The organism is Candidatus Krumholzibacteriia bacterium, assembly GCA_035649275.1.
In the GTDB taxonomy this organism is placed as follows: Bacteria; Krumholzibacteriota; Krumholzibacteriia.
This window is the reverse complement of record DASRJW010000015.1, coordinates 1-20,849: the sequence shown is the minus strand read 5'-3', so window position 1 is coordinate 20,849 and position 20,849 is coordinate 1. Positions and strand designations below refer to the sequence as shown.

The window sequence follows — 20,849 nt, the reverse complement described above, 5'->3', positions numbered from 1 at the left end:
AACGGCATGTAGTCCGCCAATCCCTTCGCCGCCAGCACCCGCGTGATCGCCGACGTCAGCGTCGTCTTCCCGTGGTCGATGTGTCCAATCGTCCCCACGTTCACGTGCGGCTTCGTCCGCTCGAACTTCTGACGCGCCATTTCCAGTACCTCCATTCACTGGGCCGCCGCCGGCAGCCCCAAGCCTCGACCGGGGCTAGCGGCCCACGGCGCGTGAAACCACTTCTTCCAGCACACTGGCGGGCACAGGCTCGTAGGACCCGAACTGCATCGTGTAGACCGCGCGTCCCTGGGTGAGCGACCGCAACCGCGTCGCGTAGCCGAACATTTCCGCCAACGGCACCGTGGCCGTGACCACCTGGGCGTCCGGGCGCTGGGTCATGCCGGAGATCTTGCCGCGCCGGGAGTTGAGATCGCCGATGACGTCGCCCATGTAGTCGCCGGCCACCACGACCTCGACCTCCATGATGGGCTCGAGGAGGATGGGCTTGGCCTTCTTCACCGCTTCCTGCAGCGCCATCGAGCCGGCGATCTTGAACGCCATTTCCGACGAGTCCACCTCGTGATAGCTGCCGTCGTGGAGGGTGACCTTGATCCCCACCAGGGGATAGCCGGCGAGCGGGCCGTTCTGCATCGCTTCTTCCATGCCCTTGTGCGCGGCGGGGATGTATTCCCGCGGGATGACGCCGCCGATGATCTTGTTCACGAAGACGAGCCCGTTGGTCTCCTTCTGCGGCTCCAGGCTGATCTTCACGTGACCGTACTGGCCGCGGCCGCCGGACTGGCGGATGAAGCGGCCTTCGGCCTCGGAGTGGCTCTGGACCGTCTCGCGGTATGCCACCTGCGGCCGGCCGACGTTGGCGTTCACTTTGAACTCCCGCATCATGCGGTCGACGATGATCTCGAGGTGCAGCTCCCCCATGCCGGAGATGAGCGTCTGTCCGGTCTCGGCGTCCGTGCGCACCCGGAAGGTCGGGTCTTCCTCGGCCAGCTTGGTGAGCGAGAGGGCGAGCTTGTCCTGGTCGGCCCGTGTCTTGGGCTCGATGGCGACCGAGATGACCGGCTCGGGGAAGGACATCGACTCCAGCCGCACCGGGTTGTCCTCGTCGCAGAGAGTGTGGCCGGTGCGGGTGTTCTTCAGGCCCACGGCGGCGACGATGTCCCCGGCGTAGGCGGCGTCGATTTCCTCGCGCTTGTTGGCGTGCATGCGCAGCAGGCGCGACACGCGCACGCGCTTCTCCTCGGTGGCGTTCAGCACGTGCGAGCCCGCGTTCAGCGTCCCCGAGTAGACCCGTAAGAAGGTGAGCTGCCCCACGTAGGGGTCGTTCGCCACCTTGAAGGCCAGGGCGCTGAAGGGTGCGTCGTCCCGCGGCGGCCGCTTCACCGGCGTGTCGTCCCGCAGGTCCATGCCCTGCACCTCCGGCAGGTCCATCGGGCTCGGGAGGAAATCCACCACCGCGTCCAGGAGGCGCTGCACGCCCTTGTTCTTGAAGGCCGAGCCGCAGAGCACCGGCACCACGCTGGAGTCGATGGTGGACTTGCGCAGCGCCCGCATGATCAGCTCGCCGGGCACGTCGTGCTCGAAGAGGTAGCGCTCCGCCACCTCGTCGTCGTGGTCGGCCACCGCTTCGATCAGCTCGACGTGCAGCTTCTTGGCTTGGTCCAGCAGGTCATCGGGGATGGCGGCTTCGGTGAAGGTCGTGCCCAGGGTCTCTTCGTTGTAGAAACGGGCGCGCATGGTGAGCAGGTCCACGATCCCGGTGAAGAGCTCGCCCTCGCCGATGGGCATCTGCACCGGCAGCGCTCGCGCCTTCAGGCGCTCCCGGATGTGCTTGACCACGCCCATGAAGCTGGCGCCGACACGGTCCATCTTGTTGACGAAGGCGATGCGGGGCACCTTGTACTTGTTGGCCTGGCGCCACACCGTTTCGGACTGCGGCTCGACGCCGCCGACGGCGCAGAAGAGCGCCACCGCCCCGTCCAGCACTCGCAAGCTGCGCTCCACCTCGACGGTGAAGTCCACGTGCCCCGGGGTGTCGATGATGTTGATGCGGTGGTCCCGCCATTGCGTGGTGGTGGCGGCGCTGGTGATGGTGATGCCGCGTTCCTTCTCCTGCTCCATCCAGTCCATGGTGGCGGCACCCTCGTGCACCTCGCCCAGCCGGTGCGTCCTCCCGGTGTAATAGAGGATGCGCTCCGTGGTCGTGGTCTTCCCCGCATCGATGTGGGCCATGATGCCGATGTTGCGGTATTTCTGTAGTTCCAGTTCCCTGGCCATGACCCTCGTACTTCCAGAACGTCGTGAAAAAAGCCCTCGCCGGCGTGAGAAACCCAGCGGAGGGCCTTCCTCCACTGTTACGGTTCCGTCGCCGGCCTGTAACAGTTCTCTGCCTCCCGGTCCCAGCCGGGAGCGATCCGCCACCCGGTCGTGCCGGGTCCTACCAGCGATAGTGGGCGAAGGCCTTGTTGGCCTCGGCCATCTTGTGGGTGTCCTCCCGCTTCTTCACGGAAGGCCCCTCGTTCTTGTAGGCCAGCATGAGCTCGGCGCCGAGCTTCTCCGCCATGGAGTGCTCCTTGCGCTGCCGGGCGAAGCCGATGACCCAACGCATCGCCAGCGCCGTGCGCCGCACCGGGCGCACCTCGGTCGGCACCTGGTAGGTGGCACCGCCGACGCGCCGGGACGCCACTTCCAGCGTCGGCTTGACGTTGTTGAGCGCCTGCTTGAACACCGTCATCGGGTCCTGGCCGGTGCGCTCCTGGACCATGTCCATGGCGCCGTAGAAGACGGACTCGGCGATGCTCTTCTTGCCGCGCTCCATCAGGTAGTTGATGAACTGGTGCACCAGCGTGCTGTTGTAACGCGAATCCGGCTCCACCTCGCGCCGATCGATTTCCTTGCGTCTCGGCATGCGTACCTCTCCGGGCCCCGCGACCGGCCTCCCGGCCTATCCCTTGGGGCGCTTGACCCCGTACTTCGAACGCGACTTGCGCCGCCCCTCGACACCCGTCGAGTCCAGGGTGCCGCGGATGATGTGGTAGCGCACCCCCGGCAGATCCTTCACGCGCCCGCCCCGGATGAGCACGATGGAGTGCTCCTGGAGGTTGTGGCCTTCACCGGGGATGTAGGCCGTGACCTCGATCCCGTTGGTCAGACGCACGCGCGCCACCTTGCGCAGGGCGGAATTGGGTTTCTTGGGCGTCGAGGTGTAGACGCGGGTGCAGACGCCGCGCTTCTGCGGGTTGTTCCGCAGCGCCGGCGACTTGCCCTTCACCTTCAGCGTCTTCCGACCACTCCGCACCAGCTGACTGATCGTCGGCAACTCGCACTCCGTTCCTGCCGCGGCATTCATCTGCCACGCTACGCCCGCCTCGCAGCTCGAGAACCCTGCGTGCGCGCGCAGAACTTGGTGTGAAGCCTCTGGATCTGCAGGACACAGCCAACGGCACCGTTCGACCGGCACCGAGAAGCCCGTCACCGGGCCCTTAGGCGTTGCGTGCCCTGGTAGTAGTGTTCCGAGGGAAAACCGACTCCCGAGGCGAGTGGGTAGTTAACACCAGCCCCCGGTCCGAAAGCAAGCCCCAAGAAGTCAAACAGTTGTGCGCTCCGGGGCCCCTTTTCGAGGCCCCCTGTCTGGACCTGCAGCGTCTCACTAAGTCGCTGTGAACCAATATCTTAAATGCATGGTCCTTGCTCCCAGGGCGACCCGGGCCTAGAATGGCCTCCGGCTGCGCCTCGGGCAGCCATTCGATTCGCACGTATCCGGGTGCCCGCAAGGGCTGAAAAGGGAATGGGGTGCAAAGCCCCTACGGTCCCGCCACTGTGATGGGCGATGCCGGACCGCACGAAGCCACTCGCGCGCAAGCGTGGGGAAGGCGCGGGCCGGCGCTGGAGCCCTGAGTCAGGAGACCTGCCCTGATACGCGACCTGGTTGGCTCTTCGTGGAGAAAGAGCGTCGGGAAGCATGCCGCACCTTTCGGTTCGGTCTTCGACCACCGTGCTGCGCCCTGACTCCTCTGCTCCTCGTCACTGAGGGGTGAGGCGCCGTGCGGCGCGGTCTCGGTCTTCTCTTCTTCGTTTGCTCCTGGCCTCTCGCGGCGCGGGCCGGGTCCGCTGCTACCGCGCCACCGGCAAGCAGCCAACCCCGCGGCGATTCCGCCCCGCGTGCCGTCGCCGTCGCCGACACCAGCGACAGCGTCTACGCTCTACCGCCCGTCGAAGTCCGCGCCCGCCGGCCCACACGTGCCGAGACCTTGCAGCTTCTGCCGGGCCAGGTCTCCGTTCTCGACCTCGAAACCTTCCGCACCGGCATCGTCAACACCGCTGCCCTCCTCGATCGACTGCCCGGCTTGACCGTCCGCCACTACGGCGACGTGGCCGGCTATGCGACCGCCTCCATCCGCGGCGCCAGCGCCACGCACGTGCGCCTGTATTTGGACGGCGTGCCGCTCGGAAGTGCCGGCTTCGGCGTCACCAACCTGGCGGAGCTGCCCTTCGCCAGCCTCGATCACCTCGAGGTCTACCGCGGCTTCGCGCCGCCCGGCCTCCCAGGCAGCTCACCCGGCGGCGCCATCCAGCTCGTCACACCCCGGCTCGACCCGAAAGCGCCGCCCAAGAGCGCCTTCCTCGCCGCCGCCGGCAGCTTCGGCAGCAGCCGGCTCGGCTGGAACGGCGAGACGCCCCTCGGCGTGCACTGGCGCGGCCTCTTCGTGGTGGATGCGTTGCGGAGCGACGGCGATTTCGATTTCCTCGACGATCACGGCACGCCGCTGCAGCCGGCGGACGATCAGACGGTGCCACGGCGCAACAACGCCGTGCGTCACGACGAGGCCCTGGCCAAAGTCGGCCGCGTCCTCGGTGCCGACGGCCGGCTCGAGTTCTTGCACCAGTGGGTGCGGCGCGAACAGGGTGTGCCGGGCTACACCCACAACCAGACCGTCCACGCCCAGACGGGAAGCACCCATCACCTGACCAGCGCCGCGCTCACCACGCCGGCGCTCTGGCGCGGCCGCTCACGCAGCCGTGCCCAGCTCTTCTACGACTGGCGGCGCGACACCTTCACCGATCTGCAGAGCGAGATCGGCCTGGCGAAGCAGGACAACCGCGATGTGAGCCAGGCGGTGGGAGCGCACCTCGAGACTTCGCTCCGCCTGCCCGCGTGGCAGCGTCTCGCTCTCTACCTCGACGGGCGGCGCGAGAGCTTCATGCCCTGGCGTGGCTTCAAGCAGCAGCGCACCGATCCGGAGCAGCGCCTCGGTCCGGAGCAGGAACGCCGCAGTCTCGAAACTTCTTTCGACGGCGAATGGGTGCTCGGCGGCCGCGCTCGCGCCGAGGCTGTGCTCCGCTGGAGCCAGGAAGACGACCGCTTCGCCGGCGATCTGCGCAATCCGTACTCGACGCGCCCGGCCCGCGCCGGCGTCACCACCTGGGTCGAGCCCCGCGCGGGCCTCAGGCTCCGCCTCCTCTCCAGCCTGCACCTGGAGGGCAGCGCCGGCCGCTACCACCGCTCTCCGGGCTTCCTCGAGCTCTTTGGTGACGGGGGCAGCATCGCCGGCAGCAGCGACCTGGTGGCGGAGAGCGGCACCAATCGCGACGTCTCCCTCGACTGCGGCGGCGACCTTCGTTTCCTGCGCGCCCGCTTCGAGGTCGCCCACTTCCAGAACGAGGTGGAAGACCTGATCACCTACGTGCAGCAGTCGCAGCGGGTCTTCGTGGCGCGCAACATTGGCGCTGCCTCCATGGAAGGCGAGGAGTACTCCTGGCGTTTGGCGGCGAACGCTGCCGCACCGCGCTGGCTCGCCGAGGGCAACTACACGCGCCTTCGCGCCGAGGACCTGGGTCCCGGCATCTACGCCGGCAAGACGCTTCCCGGCCGGCCGCAGCACCAGCTCTATGCCCGGCTGGCGTTGCGATTCGGAGCCCTCAGCTTCGGCTACGACTACCAGCACCTGGGGCGCAATTACCTGGATCGCTGGAACCGCGACCTCGTGGAGCGACGCGATCTGCACGGCCTCGACTTCGGTGTGCAGGCGCGCCGGCTGCAGCTCCGTCTCGCGGTCCGCAACCTCACTGACGACACCTCCCGTGACGTGGCGGGCTTCCCTGTGCCGGGGCGCACGTTCTCCCTCGGCTCGGACTTGCGTTTCTGAGAGGAGATCACACCATGCAGCGAATCGCCGGCGCCTTCCTCGTTTCGCTTCTCGTGGCCAGTGCGGCTGCGGCCGAGCAGGCCTTCGTTCTCTCCACCGACTTCGCCACCGGGTACTACTCCACCCTCGACCTGTCGCCGCCTTACGGGAGGAACGTGGCCATCGCCTCCACCTGCGCCGACGCCGTTGCTCGCATCCACGGCAACCGCGTCTACATCCTCGGTCGTTTCGGCTGCGACCACGTGCAGGTGGTGGACGGCACGAGCGGCGCCACCTTGAACCAGTGGAGCACCGGTCCCGGCACCAACCCGCACGACATCGAGGTGTTCGCCCCGGACAAGGCCTACGTCAGCAACTACGACCAGACCTACGTCGGGATCTTCCACCCGCAGACCGGCGCTTCCCTGGGGCAGATCGACCTTTCCAGCTTCGCCGACGCCGACGGTTTGCCGGAGATGGACGAGATGGCGCTGGTGGGGAACCTGCTCTTCGTCGCCGTGGAGAGGCTCGACCGTCCGGGTGGCTTCGCCGCTTCCAACCCCAGCTACCTCGCCGTGATCGACTGCAGCACCGACCAGCTCGTCGACGTGGACCCGAACACTTCCGGCGTCCAGGGCATCCTTCTCAGCGGCCGCCAGCCGATCGGTGAGGTGAACTACGATCCGGTGCGGGAGAAGATCGTCGTCTCCGAGGTGGGCAACTTCGGCGTCCTGGATGGCGGCGTCGAATTCGTCGATCCGGTGACGCTCGCGGCCGAAGGCTTCTTCGTGAGCGAAGCCACCCTCGGTGGCGATGTCGGCCCCGTCCGTCTCTACGCCGACTGCACCGGTTACGTGGTGATCAGCGAACCGGATTTCGACACCGCCCTCGTCCGCTTCGACTGGTGCACCGGCGGCTTCGGCGCCGCCTGCCTCACCACATCGGGTTTCCGGCTCACCGATCTCGAGATCCACACCGACGGCACCATTCTCGTCACCGACCGCGATCTCTTGAGCCCCGGCGTCCGTCTCTTCCGCGCCCCGGGCTGCACCGAGATCACGAGCGGCGCCCTCGACTTCGGCCTGCCGCCGAACGACATCGCCCTCTTCCTGCCGGACACGCCCTCGGCCTCGCCGTCGCTGCCGCCGCTCGCCGCGCTCCGCCTGCTGCCGGCCCGGCCCAACCCCTTCAATCCGGCGACGACGCTCCTCTTCGAAGCGCCCGCCGGCGAGCCCGTCGTCCTCGAGATCCTGGATCTCCGCGGCCGGCGCCTGGCCACGCTCTGGGACGGCATCGCCCCGGCCCAGCAAACCAGGCTGGTGTGGAACGGCAACGATCGGAGCGGCCGCTCGCTTCCGACCGGCCAGTACCTCGCCGTCCTGCGCTCGTCGCAAGGACAGAGCACCCAGCGCTTGACGCTCTTGCGTTGAAGAAGGAGAAGAACTAGGGCAGCGCTTCGCGCGCCGTATCGCGCACGCGTGAGCGCCGGCGCCGGCGCGAGCGGCGCATGCCGTTGTCCCCGGCGCCCTCGCCGCCTTCCGGCCCGGAGCCTTCCGGACGGCGCCGGCGGCGGCGCCGTGACGGCGGCGGCGGCGCGCCCTTGTCGGCCGTGCTCAGCACCTCGCTGTTCACGCCGGCGGGAATGGTTTCCTCGGCGCTCCCGGCGCCGCCCTCCGGGACCGCGGCGGGCCCAGGTCGGGGCCGGCGCTGAGGAACGCGACGCGCCGGCGGCGCTGTCGCCCGCGCTGGCGGCGCTGTCGCCCGCGCCGGCGGGGTTGTCGCCGGCGCCGCGGCTTGGAACTCCGTCACCACATAGGTACCGCTCCGCGGGTCGGTGGAGAGCTGCAGGAAGCCGGCGGCCTGCGCCGCTTCGAGGAGAGCGCTGAAGCTGCGATAGCCGTAAGCGGATTCGCTGAAAGAGGGCTGCTTGCGGCGGATGGTGTCCTTGATCATGGAAGCCAGGATCGGGCCCGCCACCTCGCGCTGCAGCGCCGTCAGCGTCTCCAGCAAGAGCGCGAACACCTCGCCGCCGTCGCCGGTGCGGCTGCGGCGCAGCGCGGTGCGCTCATGGGCGAGCTCGGCTTCCAGCTCCTCGTAGAAGATGAACTCGTCGCAGGCGTTGACCAAGAGATCCGAGGAAGACTTGCGCATGGCGAGGCCGAGGACGCGCTTGCCGTTCTCCTTCAGCTTGGCCACGAGGGGCGAGAAGTCGCTGTCCCCGGAGACGATGACGAAGGTGTCGATGTGTTCCTTGCCATAGCTCATGTCCATGGCATCCACGACCAGGCGGATGTCGGCGGAATTCTTGCCCGTGAGCGCCCGGCGCGGGATCTCGATGAGCTCGAGACCGGCCTCGTGCAACGAGCGCTTGTAGTCGGAGTAGCGGCTCCAGTCGGCGTAGCCCCGCTTGACGATGATCTTGCCCTTCTCCACCAGCCGGCGCAGCACGCGCTGGATGTCGAAGCGGTCCTTGCGATCTTGGAATCCGAGGGCCAGGTTCTCGAAATCGACGAAGACGGCGAGAGAAGAAACCTCGGCCATGCGCACCCCTTTCCGAAGCAGCTGGGGCGAGTATATCCGAGCCCCCTCTGCGGCACACGACAATTGGGGGCATGGGCTGGACGGCGGCCGCGCCGTGAGGAAGCGTGAGCGCTGGCTCGACGCGAGGAGCCGGGGTTGCGTCGGCTTGACGCCTCGTCCCGGTGCCCGTGACAATGGCTCGCCCGCCGGGGGAGCCCGGCCGCACCATCGCTCCTCGAGGAGGTCGTCCGTGAAGGGAAGCATCTCGCGCCGGCAAGGATTCGTGAAGCTCGAGTTCGATCTCCAGGAATGGAGCTACCTCAAGTCCGTCATCCTCTTCGCGCGCAAGGCCGCCAACGGTCCGCTCTTCGCCAACGACGCCGAGTCGCCGGCCATCGAGGCCCTGGCCCGGGCCATCCTCGACGAGCTGGGTTTCGAGCGCCTGGACCAAGGGTAGAAAAGCGAAACGGGATGCCGGCGCATCCCGTTCCCTGAAGCGAGGGTTCCTCGCCACCGTCCCGTCTTACTGCTGCTGCTCCTGCTCCACCGGCGCGGCGCGCTCGAGCAGTACAGCGTCCGCCACCGCCGGCGCCACCGGCTCGTGCTCGGCGAAGGCGACGATGGGCTCCATCTCGTCTTCCTCGAGTACATCGTCCTCGACCCGGATCCAGCGGTAGCGCCCGACCCCCGTTCCCGCCGGGATCAGGTGCCCCATGATGACGTTCTCCTTCAGGCCCAGGAGCTCGTCGCGCTTGCCCTGGATCGCCGCTTCCGTGAGCACCCGGGTGGTCTCCTGGAAGGAGGCGGCGGAGATGAAGCTCTCCGTCGACAGGCTGGCCTTGGTGATGCCGAGCAAGAGGGGCTTGAAGCTGGCCGGCGACCCGCCCTCGGCAAGGACGCGCTCGTTCTCGTTCTTGAGCTCCGCCTTGTCCACCTGCTCGCCTTCCAGGAACTTGGTCTCTCCCGGATCCTCCACCAGCACCTTCTGCAGCATCTGGCGCACGATGACCTCGATGTGCTTGTCGTTGATGCGCACGCCCTGCAGGCGGTAGACCTCCTGGATCTCGTTCACCAGGTACTCTTGCGCCGCCTCCACCCCCTTGATGTTGAGGATGTCGAAGGGGTTGAGCGGTCCCTCGGTGAGGCGGTCGCCGGCGGTGACGTGGTCGCCCTCCTGGACGCGCAGGTGCTTGCCCTGGGGCACCATGTACTCCCGGCGGTCGTTCTGGCCGGTGACCACGATCTTGCGCATGCCACGGGTGATGCCCTCGAACGAAAGGGTGCCGTCGATCTCCGAGATGACCGCGGCTTCCTTGGGCTTGCGAACCTCGAAGAGCTCGCCCACCCGGGGCAGACCGCCGGTGATGTCGCGCATCTTCGAGATGTCCCGCGGGATCTTGGTGAGCACGTCGCCGGGGAGCACGTCCTGGCCGTCGTGCACCTGCAAGAAGCCGCCGGTGGGCAGGAAGAAGTCGCGGATTTCGGTCGGGGTCGGGGTGCTCATGTCCACGATCCGGGCGTGCGGGTGCGCGGTCTTCTCGCGATCGTCGATGACCATCATCTCCCGCTTGCCGGTCTTGTCGTCCACCTCTTCCTTGACGGTGCGGCCATCGATCACGTCGATGAGCTGCACGCGGCCGCCGCGGTCGGTCAAGACCTGGTCGCTGTAGGGATCCCACTCGAAGAGGACGGCGCCCTGCTTCACCGCCGCGCCGTTCTCCACCAGGAGCTTGGAGCCGTAGGGCAGCCCGACGCGGGTGCGCACCCGGCCCTGTTCGTCGACGATGGTGACCTCGCCCTTGCGGCCGATGACGATCTGCTCCCCGGCCCGGCCGGTCACCGTGCGCAGGTTGGCGATCTCCACCCGCCCGCTGGCGCTCGCCGTCTTCTGGGTCTGCTCGGCGATGCGCGCCGCGGTGCCGCCGATGTGGAAGGTCCGCAGCGTCAGCTGCGTGCCCGGCTCGCCGATGGACTGCGCCGCCATGACGCCTACGGCCTCGCCGATGTCCACCGGGCGCCCGGTGGCCAGGTTGCGGCCGTAGCAGTAGGCGCAGACGCCGCGCCGGCTCTCGCAGGTGAGCACCGAGCGGATCATGGCTTCGTCGATCCCCAGGTCCTCGATCTCGCCGGACTTGTCCTCGTCGATCATCTGCCCGCTTTCCACCAGCACCTTGCCGGTCAGCGGGTCCAGCAGGTCGTGCAGCGCGGTGCGGCCGATGATGCGGTCCCGCAGCGACTCGATGACCTCTTCGCCTTCCTTGAGCGCCAGCATCCGCAAACCCCGGATGGTGCCGCAGTCGATCTCGGTGACGATGACGTCCTGCGCCACGTCCACCAGGCGGCGGGTCAGGTAGCCCGCGTCCGCCGTCTTCAAGGCGGTGTCGGCCAGGCCCTTGCGCGCCCCGTGGGTGGAGATGAAGTACTGCAGCACCGACAGCCCCTCGCGGAAGTTGGCGGTGATGGGCATCTCGATGATCTCGCCCACGCCGCCGGTGATCTTCTTCTGCGGCTTCGCCATCAGACCGCGCATGCCGGCCAGCTGGCGAATCTGCTCCTTCGAACCGCGCGACCCGGAGCTGGCCATCATGAAGATGGGGTTGAAGCCCTGGCGGTCGCCGCCCAGCTGCTGGAAGAGGATCTCCGAGATGCCGTTGGTGGCGTTCGTCCAAGTGTCGATGATGCGGTTGTAGCGCTCGCCGCCGGTGATGACGCCGTCGGCGTAGTCCTGCATGATCTTGCGCACCTCTTCCGAGGCACGGCCGATGATCTGCGGCTTCTCCCCCGGCACGTGTAGGTCGTCGATGCCAATGGTGATGCCCGCCCGGGTGGCGTACTCGAAGCCGATGTCCTTCAGGCGATCGAGGAGGAGCACCGTCTGCTCGCCCCCGATCAGCCGGTAGCACTCGCCCACCAGGTTGTTCAGCGTCTTCTTGTCCATCGTCTCGTTGCTGTAGCCGAGACCCTCGGGCATGATGCCGTTGAACAGCACCCGCCCGACCGTGGTCTCGATGCGCTTGTTGCCCGTCGGCGACGACGGATCCGGATAGCGCACCTTGACGCGGGCATGCAGGCCCACCTGCCCGGCAGAATAGGCGGTGATCACCTCGTCGGGGCCGTAGAAGGCCAGCCCCTCGCCCTTGTCCCCGGTCTTGGGGTTGGTCAGGTAGTAGCAGCCGAGCACCATGTCCTGGGTCGGCGTCACCACCGGGGTGCCGTTCGCCGGGTGCAGGATGTTGTTGCACGAGATCATCAGCACCCGCGCCTCGATCTGCGCCTCGTAGGAGAGCGGCACGTGCACCGCTATCTGGTCGCCGTCGAAGTCGGCGTTGAAGGCCTGGCAGACCAGCGGGTGAATGCGGATGGCCTTGCCCTCCACCAGCACCGGCTGGAAGGCCTGCACCCCCAGGCGGTGCAGCGTCGGGGCGCGGTTGAGCAGCACCGGGTGGTCCTGGATGATCTCGTCCAGGATGTCCCACACCTCGGGCTTCTCCTGTTCCACCAGCTTCTTGGCGCTCTTCACCGTCTGCACGTAGCCACGGTCCTCGAGCTTGCGGATGATGAAGGGCTTGAACAGCTCCAACGCCATGTTCTTGGGCAGGCCGCACTCGTGCAGCTTCAGCTCCGGGCCGACCACGATCACCGAGCGGCCGGAGTAGTCGACGCGCTTGCCCAGCAGGTTCTGGCGGAAGCGGCCCTGCTTACCCTTGAGCATGTCGGACAGCGACTTGAGCGGCCGGTCGCCCTGGCCGCGCACGGCCCGGCTGCGCCGGCCGTTGTCGAAGAGGGCATCCACGGCCTCCTGCAGCATGCGCTTCTCGTTGCGCAGGATGACCTCGGGGGCCTTGATCTCCATGAGCTTCTTCAACCGGTTGTTGCGGTTGATGACGCGGCGATAGAGATCGTTGAGGTCCGAGGTAGCGAAACGCCCGCCCTCCAGCGGCACCAGAGGCCGCAGGTCCGGCGGCAGCACCGGGATGACCTCGAGGATCATCCACTCCGGCTTGTTGTTGGACTGGCGGAAGGCCTCGACCACCTTCAAGCGCTTGAGGATGTCCTTCTTCTTCTGCGTCGAGGACTCGATCTTGGCCTGGGCGCGCAGCTCCACCGACAGCTTCTCGATGTCGATCTGCCCCAGCAGGTCGCGGATGGCGTCGGCGCCCATCTTGGCGGTGAACGAGCCCTTCTCGCTCTCCAGCACGTCCAGGTACTGTTCCTCGGGGATGAGGTCCTTGTACCCCATCTTCGAAGACCCGGCGTCGGTGACCACGAAGGATTCGTAGTAGAGGATGCGCTCCAGCTCGGAGAGCGACATGCCCAGCAGGTGCCCGATGCGGCTGGGCAGGCCCTTGAAGAACCAGATGTGCGACACCGGCACCGCCAGCTCCACGTGGCCCTGGCGCTCCCGGCGCACCTTGGACTGGGTGACTTCCACGCCGCAGCGGTCGCAGATGACGCCCTTGTAGCGGATGCGCTTGTACTTGCCGCAGGCGCACTCCCAGTCCTTCACCGGACCGAAGATGCGCTCGCAGAACAGGCCGTCCTTCTCCGGCTTGAAGGAGCGGTAGTTGATGGTCTCCGGCTTGGTGACCTCGCCATAGCTCCAGCTGCGCACCGTTTCCGGCGAGGCCAGCTGGATCCGGATGGCCTTGAAGTCGGTGGGGCGCTTCCGTTCCCGTTCATTCGTCGCAAACACGGGACGTACCTCCTACCCGGCTGATCGTCACGACATCTCGAGCTGTACGTCGAGGCACAGGCTCTGCAGCTCTTTCACGAGCACGTTGAACGATTCGGGGATACCCGGCTCCGGCGGGTTCTCGCCCTTGACGATGGCTTCGTAGATCTTGGAGCGGCCCACGACGTCGTCGGATTTCACCGTCAGCAGTTCCTGCAGGCAGTAGGCGGCGCCGTACGCCTCCAGGGCCCAGACTTCCATCTCCCCAAAGCGCTGGCCGCCGAACTGGGCCTTGCCGCCGAGCGGCTGCTGCGTCACCAGCGAGTAGGGGCCGATGGAGCGGGCGTGGATCTTGTCGTCCACCAGGTGCGAGAGCTTCATCATATAGATGTAGCCCACCGTCACCTGTTCGTCGAAGGCCTCCCCGGTGCGGCCGTCGTAGAGCGGGCTCTTGCCGCTCTCGGGGAGACCGGCGGTGCGCAGCTCCCCCTTGATCTGGTCGATGGAGGCGCCGTCGAACACCGGCGAGGCGCACCAGAAGCCGAGGGTGTGCGCCGCCCAGCCCAGGTGCGTTTCCAGGATCTGCCCCAGGTTCATACGGCTCGGCACGCCGAGCGGGTTGAGGATGATCTGCACCGGCGTGCCGTCCGGCATGTACGGCATGTCCTCCACCGGCACGATCTTCGAGACCACGCCCTTGTTGCCGTGCCGTCCCGCCATCTTGTCGCCCACCGAGACCTTGCGTTTGCGGGCGATGTACACCTTCACCAGCTTGACCACGCCCGGGGGCAATTCGTCGCCCCGGGTGACGCGTTCCACGTCCTTCTCGTGCTGGCGCGTGGCGCGCTCCAGGGCGCGCTGCGCCGCCTCCAGCACCTTCTTCACCCGCCGGTCCATGGCCGGGTCCTGGACGATGGGCATGCCCCACTGCAGGTGATCGAAGGCGATCTCCCGCAGGCGGTCGATGTTGAGCTTGGTGTTGGTGCGCACGATGATCTCGCCGGTTTCGGCATGCACCCAGCGTTCGCTGGTCTGGCCGTCGAGCAGCTCGATCAGGCGCTCGTCGCGCATCTCCTTGATCCGCGTCTCTTCCTTCTTCAAGACGCGGCGCAGGCGCTCCAGCTTCTTCTTCTCTTCCGCCTTGCCCCGGTCGTCGCGCTCGCGGCGGGAGAACACCTTGATGTCGACGACGATGCCTTCCATCCCCGGCGGCGCCTTGAGGGAAGCGTCGCGCACGTCCCCGGCCTTCTCGCCGAAGATGGCGCGCAGCAGCCGCTCTTCCGGCGACAGATCCGTCTCGCCCTTGGGCGTCACCTTGCCCACCAGGATGTCGCCGGACTTGACGCGGGCGCCGACCATGACGATGCCGTCCTCGTCCAGCTTGCGCAGCGCTTCCTCGCCGACGTTGGGGATTTCCCGGGTGATCTCCTCCATCCCCGCCTTGGTATCCCGCACCTGGCACTCGAACTCCTCGATGTGGATCGAGGTGAACTTGTCGTCCCGCACCAGGGCTTCGCTGACGATGATGGCGTCCTCGAAGTTGTAACCGCACCAGGGCATGAAGGCCACCAGCACGTTGTGCCCGAGGGCGAGCTCGCCGTCGCAGGTCGCCGGCCCGTCGGCCAGGATCTGACCCTTCTCGATCTTGTCGCCGGCGCGCACCAGGGGCTTCTGGTTCACGCAGGTGTCCTGGTTGGAGCGGCGGTACTTCTGCAGCCGGTATTCGTCCAGGCCGCCCAGGCCGCTGAAGTCCTCGATGGCGTCGTCTTTCCGCCCCTTCGACTGCACCAGCACCGTGTCGGCGTTGACGCTGCGCACCACGCCGGCGCGCTTGGCGATGACCACGGCGCCCGAGTCCCGCGCCACCTTCTCCTCCATGCCGGTGCCCACGAGGGGCGGCTCGGTCTGCAGGAGCGGCACCGCCTGGCGCTGCATGTTGCAGCCCATGAGGGCGCGGTTGGCGTCGTCGTGCTCCAGGAAGGGAATCAGCGACGCCGCCGCCGACACCGGCTGCTTCGGCGACACGTCCATGAACTGCACCTGCTCGGGCGTGACGAGCGGGAAGTCGTCGTGGAAGCGCGCCGGCACTTCCGGCTTGGCCAGGCTGCCATCGGCATGGAGCGCCTCGGTGGCCTGGGCGATGTGGAACTGGTCTTCCTCGTCCGCCGACAGGAAGACGATCTCCTCCATCGCCTTGCCGTCCTGGATGCGCCGGTACGGCGTCTCCAGGAAGCCGAAGCGATTCACCCGGGCGTAGGTGGAAAGGGAGGTGATGAGCCCGATGTTCGGCCCTTCCGGCGTCTCGATCGGGCACATGCGCCCGTAGTGGGTGTGGTGCACGTCGCGCACCTCGAAACCGGCGCGCTCGCGGGTGAGACCGCCGGGCCCGAGGGCCGACAGGCGCCGCTTGTGGGTGAGCTCGGCCAGCGGGTTCGTCTGGTCCATGAACTGGGACAGCTGGCTGGAGCCGAAGAACGACTGGATGACCGCGCTGATGGTGCGGGCGTTCACCAGGTCGTAGGGCGTGATCGTCTCCGCGTCCTGCAGGCTCATGCGCTCCCGGATGATGCGGGCCATGCGGGACAGCCCGAGGGAGAACTGGTTGGCCAGCAGCTCGCCGACCGAACGGATGCGGCGGTTGCCCAGGTGGTCGATGTCGTCGACCTCGCCGTCCGAGTTGGCCAGGTCGAGGAGCGAGGCGACGACGGCGACGAAGTCCGTCGGCGTCAGCGTCGGGTTCTCCAGCGGCACGTTCAGGTGCAGGCGCTGGTTCATCTTGTAGCGCCCCACGGTGGAGAGGTTGTAGCGGCGAGCGTTGAAGAACAGGCGCTCCAAGAGGGTGCGCGCCGTGTCCACGCTGGGCGGGTCGCCGGGGCGAAGCAGGTTGTAGATCTTCTTCAGCGCCTCTTCCTCGGTACGCGTCGAGTCGCGCTTCAAGGTGTTGCGGATGATGTCGTTCTCGCCATACTCCCCGGGCTGCATGACGAGGATGCTCTCCACCTCGGCGGTGCGCAGCGTGTTCAGGGTGTCCTCGGTGACCTCGTGCCCGGCCTCGATGAGGACCTCGCCGGTCTCACGGTTCACCACGTCTTCCGCGGTGTAGCGTCCCACCAGCGTCGCATCGCTCTTCGCCGGCCGCTTCGACACGGGCAGGCGCTCGGTCTTGAAGAACAGCTGCAGGATCTTGGCGTCCGTGTCCTGACCCACGGCGCGCAGCAGGATGGTGGCCGGCTGCTTGCGCTTGCGGTCGATGTGGACGTACATGACGTCGTTGATGTCGGTGGTGAACTCCACCCACGAGCCGCGGTAGGGAATGATCCGGGCGCTGAACAAGCGCTTGCCATTCGGGTGGATGGAGTCGGAGAAGAACACCCCCGGCGAGCGGTGCAGCTGGCTGACGATGACGCGCTCCGCCCCATTGATGATGAAGGTGCCCTTGTCGGTGATGAGGGGCAGGTCGCCCAGATAGACGTCCGCCTCCATGACGTCCTTGACCTTGCGCTCGCCGTCTTCGTCCACTTTGATGATGAGACGCAGCTTCGCCTTCAGCGGCGCCGCGAAGGTCAGATCCCGCTCCTGGCACTCGTCGACGGAGTACTTGGGCTCGCCGATCGTGTAGCTCACGAACTCGAGGACGAAGTTCTCCCGCGCCGAGACGATGGGGAACACCGTCTCGAACACGGACTGCAGGCTCTCCCCGGGCTTGTCCTTGCCGGTGGAGAGGATGAAATTCCTGTAGCTCTCGAGCTGGACATCGAGGAGATTCGGGATGTCCAGGAGATCCGGGATCTTGGAGTAGTTCTTGCGCTGGATCTTCTCCAAGTGCTTCACTTCCCCTTCAAGGTTGAGGATGGTGGGCTCACGGGAACCCTGCCAACGTGGTCCACACCGCGGCGCGCCGGCCGGCGCGGAAGGCGCTCGCCGCGGCGCGACCGCTCATGCAGCGGCGCGCGCAGCGCATGAACGCAGGCGGTCGACGGTCGTGCCGCGAGGACGACCGCAGGCCGCACCAGGGGATGCAACTACTTGATTTCGACGGTGCCGCCGACTTCTTCGACCTTCTTCTTGATGTCTTCGGCTTCGGCCTTGGGTACGCCTTCCTTGATCGGCTTGGGCGCCCCTTCGACGAGATCCTTGGCCTCCTTCAGCCCCAGGCCGGTGATGGCCCGGACGACCTTGATGACCTGGATCTTCTGCGCCCCGGAACTGGCCAGGACGGCGTCGAACTCGGTCTTCTCTTCCACCGCCACTGCCGCCGCTGGGCCGGCCGCGGGCATGGCCATCATGGGTGCGGCTGCAGTCACGCCGAACTTCTCCTCGAAGGTCTTGACGAGCTTGGACAGCTCGAGCACGGACATGCTCTCGACGAGCTCCATGATTTGTTCGACCTTGGAGGTGGTTGCTGTATCCGACATCTCGATCCTCTCTTCCTGTCACGTGTCCACATCGAAGTTCGGCGTCGCCGGCGAAGCGCCGCGCCGGAACCTTCATGCGCCCTCGGTTTCGGCGCGCTTCTTCGCATACCCATCGACCACGTTGGCGAAGCTCCGGAGCACCGCCGTGAGCGCGCCGGCGAATCCCGCCAGTGGCCCTTGCATCCCCGCCAGCACCTGGGCGAGGAGAACCTCGCGGCTCGGCAGCTTGGCGAGGGCCCGGATCTCCTGCACCGTCAGCAGGCGGCCCTCCATGCTGCCGCCGCGGATCTTCAAGGCCTCGTGGTCCTTGGCGAAGTCGCTCATCACCTTGGCCGCCGCCACCTGATCGGCGCGGTGCACGGCCCAGGCATTCGGTCCCTCCAGCAGAGGCTGCAGGCTCTCCAGCCCCGACCCCTGCAGGGCGCGACGGGCCAGGGTGTTCTTCACCACCTGGTAGTGCACGCCGGCGTCGCGGCACTTGCGGCGCAGCGCCATAATCGACGCCACGCTCATGCCGGTGAAGTCGGCCAGGACCACGCCCTGCGCCCCCTTCAGGACCCCGGCGAACTCTTCGACCTCGCGTACCTTGGCTTCCGTCGGCATCGACGCTCCTCCGCTAGGCCGTGACCGCGATGCTGTCCGCGTCGACACGCACCGACGGCCCCATGGTGCTGCTCACGTACGCCGAGAGGATGTAACGCCCCTTCGACGAAGCCGGCTTGGCCCGCAGCAATTCCTGCAGGAGAACAGTCATGTTCTCCGCCAGCTTCTCCTGGGGGAACGACGCCTTGCCCACCGGGGCGTGCACGTTCCCAGCCTTGTCGACGCGGTACTCGATCTTGCCAGCTTTGGCCTCACGGACGGCGCGGGCCACGTCGTCGGTCACGGTGCCGAGCTTCGGGTTCGGCATCAGGCCGCGGGGGCCGAGCAACCGCCCGAGCCTCCCCACCAGCGCCATCATGTCCGGGGTGGCGATGACGACGTCCACGTCCGTCCAGCCTTCCTGCACCTTGGTGACGTAGTCCTCGGCGCCCACGTGGTCGGCGCCGGCGGCGCGGGCATCTCGGTCCCGGTCGCCGCGGGCGAAGACGAGAATGCGCACCGTTTTGCCCGTCCCGTGGGGCAGCACCACGGCGCCGCGCACCTGCTGTTCCGCGTGCCGCGGATCGACGCCCAAGCGCACCACCATGTCGACGCTCTCGTCGAACTTCGCCTTCGCCATCTTCTTCACCAGCGCCGCCGCCTCGGGCACCGCGTATTCCTTGCCCGGCTCCACCTCGGCCACGGACTGGGTGTATTTCTTGCCGTGTTTCATCGCGTCCTCACGCCTCGATCTCGATGCCCATGCTGCGGGCGGTTCCCTCGATCATCCGGATCGCCCCTTCCAAACTCGTCGCGTTCAGGTCCGGCATCTTGGTCTTGGCGATCTCCGCCACCTGTGCCTTGGTGACCTTGCCCACCTTGTTGCGGTTGGGCTCGCCGGAGCCCTTCTCCAAACCCGCGGCCTTGACCAGGAGCACCGACGCCGGCGGCGTCTTGGTGATGAAGGAGAAAGACCGATCCTGGAAGACCGTGATCACCACCGGGGTGACGGTCCCGGCCTGCGCCTGGGTGGCGGCGTTGAACTGCTTGCAGAACTCCATGATGTTGACGCCGTGCTGGCCCAGGGCCGGCCCCACCGGCGGCGCCGGGTTCGCCTGGGCGGCGGTGATCTGCAGCTTGATCTGCGTCAGGACCTTCTTGGCCACGCTGGCTCCTACCACCTCTCGCTCTTTGCGGAAGCCTCACCCCGCACGGGGCTACAGGCGTTCCACCTGCAGGAAGTCGAGCTCCACGGGGGTCTCGCGCCCGAAGATGCCGACCATGACCTTGAGCTTGCCGCGCTCGGGGTTGATCTCGTCGATCACCCCGTTGAAATCCGTGAACGGCCCGTCGATGACCTTGACCTGCTCGCCGACGTGGAAGGGGATCTCGCGGATCTCCTTCGTTTCCTTGGTCTTGGTCTCGCCGCGCTTCAGGATCCGGTCCACTTCCTTGTCCGGCACCGGCACCGGCCGGTTGCCGGTCCCGACGAAGCGGGTCACCCCGGGGATGTTGTTGACCAGGTGCAGCATCTCCTCGTCCAGCTCGAGCTGCACGAGCACATAGCTGGGGAAGAACTTCCGGTTCACCTTGACCTTCTTCCCCTTCTTCATCTCGGTCACTTCTTCCATGGGAATCAGCACCTGACCGAAACGGTGCTTCAGGCCTTGCAGCTCCACGGCTTTCTCGATGCTCTGCTTCACCTTGTTCTCGTGCCCCGAGTAGGTGTGCACCACGTACCATTTGCAGTGCGGATTCGTGACCGCCACACTCGTGTCGGCCCCCGCGGTTTCGGCTTGCACCTTCTTCTTTTCCTCGCTCATGGCCCTATCGGACCTCGTTCGCTCGACCCTGGCGCTCCTGGAACCACCGTCTCAGGTGAGCTTGGTCACCAGGAGCGTGATCGTGTTGTTGAGAATCAGGTCCACGACCCCGACGAACGCGGCGATGATCAGCACCGCGATGATCACGACCAGGGTCTGACCCTTCAACTCCGTGGTGCTCGGCCAGGTCACCTTCGTCATCTCCGCGCGGACCTCCCGCAGGAAGGTGATGGCCTTGCGCACCAGTCTCTTCACCATGCTTGCGACCCGTTTCTCTTGGCACGCGAGGAGGGACTTGAACCCCCAACCGCCGGATTTGGAATCCGGTGCTCTGCCAATTGAGCTACTCGCGTACGCCCAGGAGCGCTGGCACCTCCGCGCTCAGCGCGTTTCCTTGTGCGCCGTGTGCTGGCGACAGAACCGGCAGTACTTGCGATGCTCGATCCTCTCGGCGTGCGTCCGCTTGTTCTTCGTCGTGACGTAGTTGCGGCGCTTGCATTGACCGCACGCCAGCTGCACTTGATCCCGCATCGTCTGACCATTCCTCCGTGGGCACGCTCAGGCGTGGATTTTGGCGACGACGCCGGCGCCGACGGTGCGACCGCCCTCGCGGATGGCGAAGCGCAGGCCCTCCTCCATCGCGATCGGCGTGATCAGCTCCACGTCCAGCTCCACCGTGTCCCCTGGCATCACCATCTCCACCGCCGCCGGC

The 20,849-nt window shown here is 66.9% G+C and carries 18 protein-coding genes, 1 tRNA gene and 1 riboswitch; of the genes, 3 read left to right on the top strand and 16 right to left on the bottom strand.

Features of this window, described 5'->3' with window-relative positions; translation table 11 throughout:
* The 4 genes from VFE28_01295 to rpsL form a co-directional block, all read right to left on the bottom strand.
* A partial coding sequence (locus VFE28_01295; GenBank protein HZM14608.1) for a GTP-binding protein occupies positions 1 to 140 on the bottom strand: 140 nt, incomplete at its 3' end.
* Between the two features lie 55 nt (positions 141 to 195).
* Positions 196 to 2,277: an elongation factor G gene (fusA, locus tag VFE28_01290; GenBank protein ID HZM14607.1), complete on the bottom strand. Its 2,082-nt coding sequence runs from the start codon at positions 2,275 to 2,277 to the stop codon at positions 196 to 198.
* A 160-nt stretch (positions 2,278 to 2,437) separates the two neighbouring features.
* Positions 2,438 to 2,908 carry a 30S ribosomal protein S7 gene (gene rpsG / locus VFE28_01285; protein HZM14606.1) on the bottom strand — a complete coding sequence of 157 codons (471 nt, stop codon included), beginning with the start codon at positions 2,906 to 2,908 and terminating at the stop codon, positions 2,438 to 2,440.
* A 36-nt stretch (positions 2,909 to 2,944) separates the two neighbouring features.
* Positions 2,945 to 3,319 carry a 30S ribosomal protein S12 gene (rpsL, locus tag VFE28_01280; GenBank protein HZM14605.1) on the bottom strand — a complete coding sequence of 125 codons (375 nt, stop codon included), beginning with the start codon at positions 3,317 to 3,319 and terminating at the stop codon, positions 2,945 to 2,947.
* A gap of 425 nt (positions 3,320 to 3,744) precedes the next feature.
* Positions 3,745 to 3,930: riboswitch (cobalamin riboswitch) on the top strand.
* 113 nt (positions 3,931 to 4,043) lie between these two features.
* Between rpsL and VFE28_01275 the strand changes: the two genes are divergently transcribed.
* Both VFE28_01275 and VFE28_01270 read left to right on the top strand, forming a co-directional pair.
* Positions 4,044 to 6,146: a TonB-dependent receptor gene (locus tag VFE28_01275; GenBank protein ID HZM14604.1), complete on the top strand. Its 2,103-nt coding sequence runs from the start codon at positions 4,044 to 4,046 to the stop codon at positions 6,144 to 6,146.
* Positions 6,147 to 6,160: 14 nt separating this feature from the next.
* Positions 6,161 to 7,555 (top strand): hypothetical protein, encoded by a 1,395-nt coding sequence (locus tag VFE28_01270; GenBank protein ID HZM14603.1) that lies wholly within the window; start codon positions 6,161 to 6,163, stop codon positions 7,553 to 7,555.
* 13 nt (positions 7,556 to 7,568) lie between these two features.
* Here VFE28_01270 and VFE28_01265 read toward each other — a convergent pair whose 3' ends face one another.
* Positions 7,569 to 8,666: an NYN domain-containing protein gene (locus tag VFE28_01265; protein HZM14602.1), complete on the bottom strand. Its 1,098-nt coding sequence runs from the start codon at positions 8,664 to 8,666 to the stop codon at positions 7,569 to 7,571.
* A 229-nt stretch (positions 8,667 to 8,895) separates the two neighbouring features.
* Here VFE28_01265 and VFE28_01260 point away from each other — a divergent pair, with 229 nt between their 5' ends.
* Entirely contained in the window at positions 8,896 to 9,102 is a 207-nt protein-coding gene (locus VFE28_01260) for a hypothetical protein (GenBank protein HZM14601.1), read from the top strand.
* Positions 9,103 to 9,168: 66 nt separating this feature from the next.
* Here the strand turns inward: VFE28_01260 and rpoC are convergent, their stop codons facing one another.
* The 11 genes from rpoC to tuf all read right to left on the bottom strand — a co-directional run.
* Positions 9,169 to 13,338 carry a DNA-directed RNA polymerase subunit beta' gene (gene rpoC / locus VFE28_01255; GenBank protein ID HZM14600.1) on the bottom strand — a complete coding sequence of 1,390 codons (4,170 nt, stop codon included), beginning with the start codon at positions 13,336 to 13,338 and terminating at the stop codon, positions 9,169 to 9,171.
* Between the two features lie 27 nt (positions 13,339 to 13,365).
* The gene (gene rpoB / locus VFE28_01250; protein ID HZM14599.1) at positions 13,366 to 17,148 is read right to left on the bottom strand and encodes a DNA-directed RNA polymerase subunit beta; all 3,783 of its coding nucleotides are present in this window, start codon (positions 17,146 to 17,148) and stop codon (positions 13,366 to 13,368) included.
* Between the two features lie 191 nt (positions 17,149 to 17,339).
* Positions 17,340 to 17,732 carry a 50S ribosomal protein L7/L12 gene (rplL, locus tag VFE28_01245; GenBank protein ID HZM14598.1) on the bottom strand — a complete coding sequence of 131 codons (393 nt, stop codon included), beginning with the start codon at positions 17,730 to 17,732 and terminating at the stop codon, positions 17,340 to 17,342.
* Positions 17,733 to 17,804: 72 nt separating this feature from the next.
* On the bottom strand, positions 17,805 to 18,335 hold the full coding sequence (gene rplJ, locus VFE28_01240) for a 50S ribosomal protein L10 (GenBank protein ID HZM14597.1): 531 nt from the start codon (positions 18,333 to 18,335) through the stop codon (positions 17,805 to 17,807).
* Between the two features lie 13 nt (positions 18,336 to 18,348).
* Positions 18,349 to 19,047 (bottom strand): 50S ribosomal protein L1, encoded by a 699-nt coding sequence (gene rplA / locus VFE28_01235; GenBank protein ID HZM14596.1) that lies wholly within the window; start codon positions 19,045 to 19,047, stop codon positions 18,349 to 18,351.
* A 7-nt stretch (positions 19,048 to 19,054) separates the two neighbouring features.
* Positions 19,055 to 19,480: a 50S ribosomal protein L11 gene (rplK, locus tag VFE28_01230; GenBank protein ID HZM14595.1), complete on the bottom strand. Its 426-nt coding sequence runs from the start codon at positions 19,478 to 19,480 to the stop codon at positions 19,055 to 19,057.
* 51 nt (positions 19,481 to 19,531) lie between these two features.
* Positions 19,532 to 20,137, bottom strand: coding sequence for a transcription termination/antitermination protein NusG (nusG, locus tag VFE28_01225; protein ID HZM14594.1), 606 nt, complete (start codon positions 20,135 to 20,137; stop codon positions 19,532 to 19,534).
* 51 nt (positions 20,138 to 20,188) lie between these two features.
* On the bottom strand, positions 20,189 to 20,395 hold the full coding sequence (gene secE / locus VFE28_01220; GenBank protein HZM14593.1) for a preprotein translocase subunit SecE: 207 nt from the start codon (positions 20,393 to 20,395) through the stop codon (positions 20,189 to 20,191).
* Positions 20,396 to 20,414: 19 nt separating this feature from the next.
* Positions 20,415 to 20,490, bottom strand: a tRNA-Trp gene (locus tag VFE28_01215).
* 28 nt (positions 20,491 to 20,518) lie between these two features.
* Complete coding sequence (rpmG, locus tag VFE28_01210) at positions 20,519 to 20,668, bottom strand: 50S ribosomal protein L33 (protein HZM14592.1); 150 nt, start codon at positions 20,666 to 20,668, stop codon at positions 20,519 to 20,521.
* A 27-nt stretch (positions 20,669 to 20,695) separates the two neighbouring features.
* Positions 20,696 to 20,849: elongation factor Tu (gene tuf, locus VFE28_01205; protein ID HZM14591.1), on the bottom strand; the 154-nt coding region annotated here is incomplete at its 5' end.

Coding starts and splice junctions, on each gene's coding strand:
- fusA (HZM14607.1), bottom strand. CDS start 2,277: ATGGCCAGGGAACTGGAACTACAGAAATACCGCAACATCGGCATCATG.
- rpsG (HZM14606.1), bottom strand. CDS start 2,908: ATGCCGAGACGCAAGGAAATCGATCGGCGCGAGGTGGAGCCGGATTCG.
- VFE28_01270 (HZM14603.1), top strand. CDS start 6,161: ATGCAGCGAATCGCCGGCGCCTTCCTCGTTTCGCTTCTCGTGGCCAGT.
- VFE28_01265 (HZM14602.1), bottom strand. CDS start 8,666: ATGGCCGAGGTTTCTTCTCTCGCCGTCTTCGTCGATTTCGAGAACCTG.
- rplL (HZM14598.1), bottom strand. CDS start 17,732: ATGTCGGATACAGCAACCACCTCCAAGGTCGAACAAATCATGGAGCTC.
- rplJ (HZM14597.1), bottom strand. CDS start 18,335: ATGCCGACGGAAGCCAAGGTACGCGAGGTCGAAGAGTTCGCCGGGGTC.
- rplA (HZM14596.1), bottom strand. CDS start 19,047: ATGAAACACGGCAAGAAATACACCCAGTCCGTGGCCGAGGTGGAGCCG.
- nusG (HZM14594.1), bottom strand. CDS start 20,137: ATGAGCGAGGAAAAGAAGAAGGTGCAAGCCGAAACCGCGGGGGCCGAC.
- secE (HZM14593.1), bottom strand. CDS start 20,395: ATGGTGAAGAGACTGGTGCGCAAGGCCATCACCTTCCTGCGGGAGGTC.
- rpmG (HZM14592.1), bottom strand. CDS start 20,668: ATGCGGGATCAAGTGCAGCTGGCGTGCGGTCAATGCAAGCGCCGCAAC.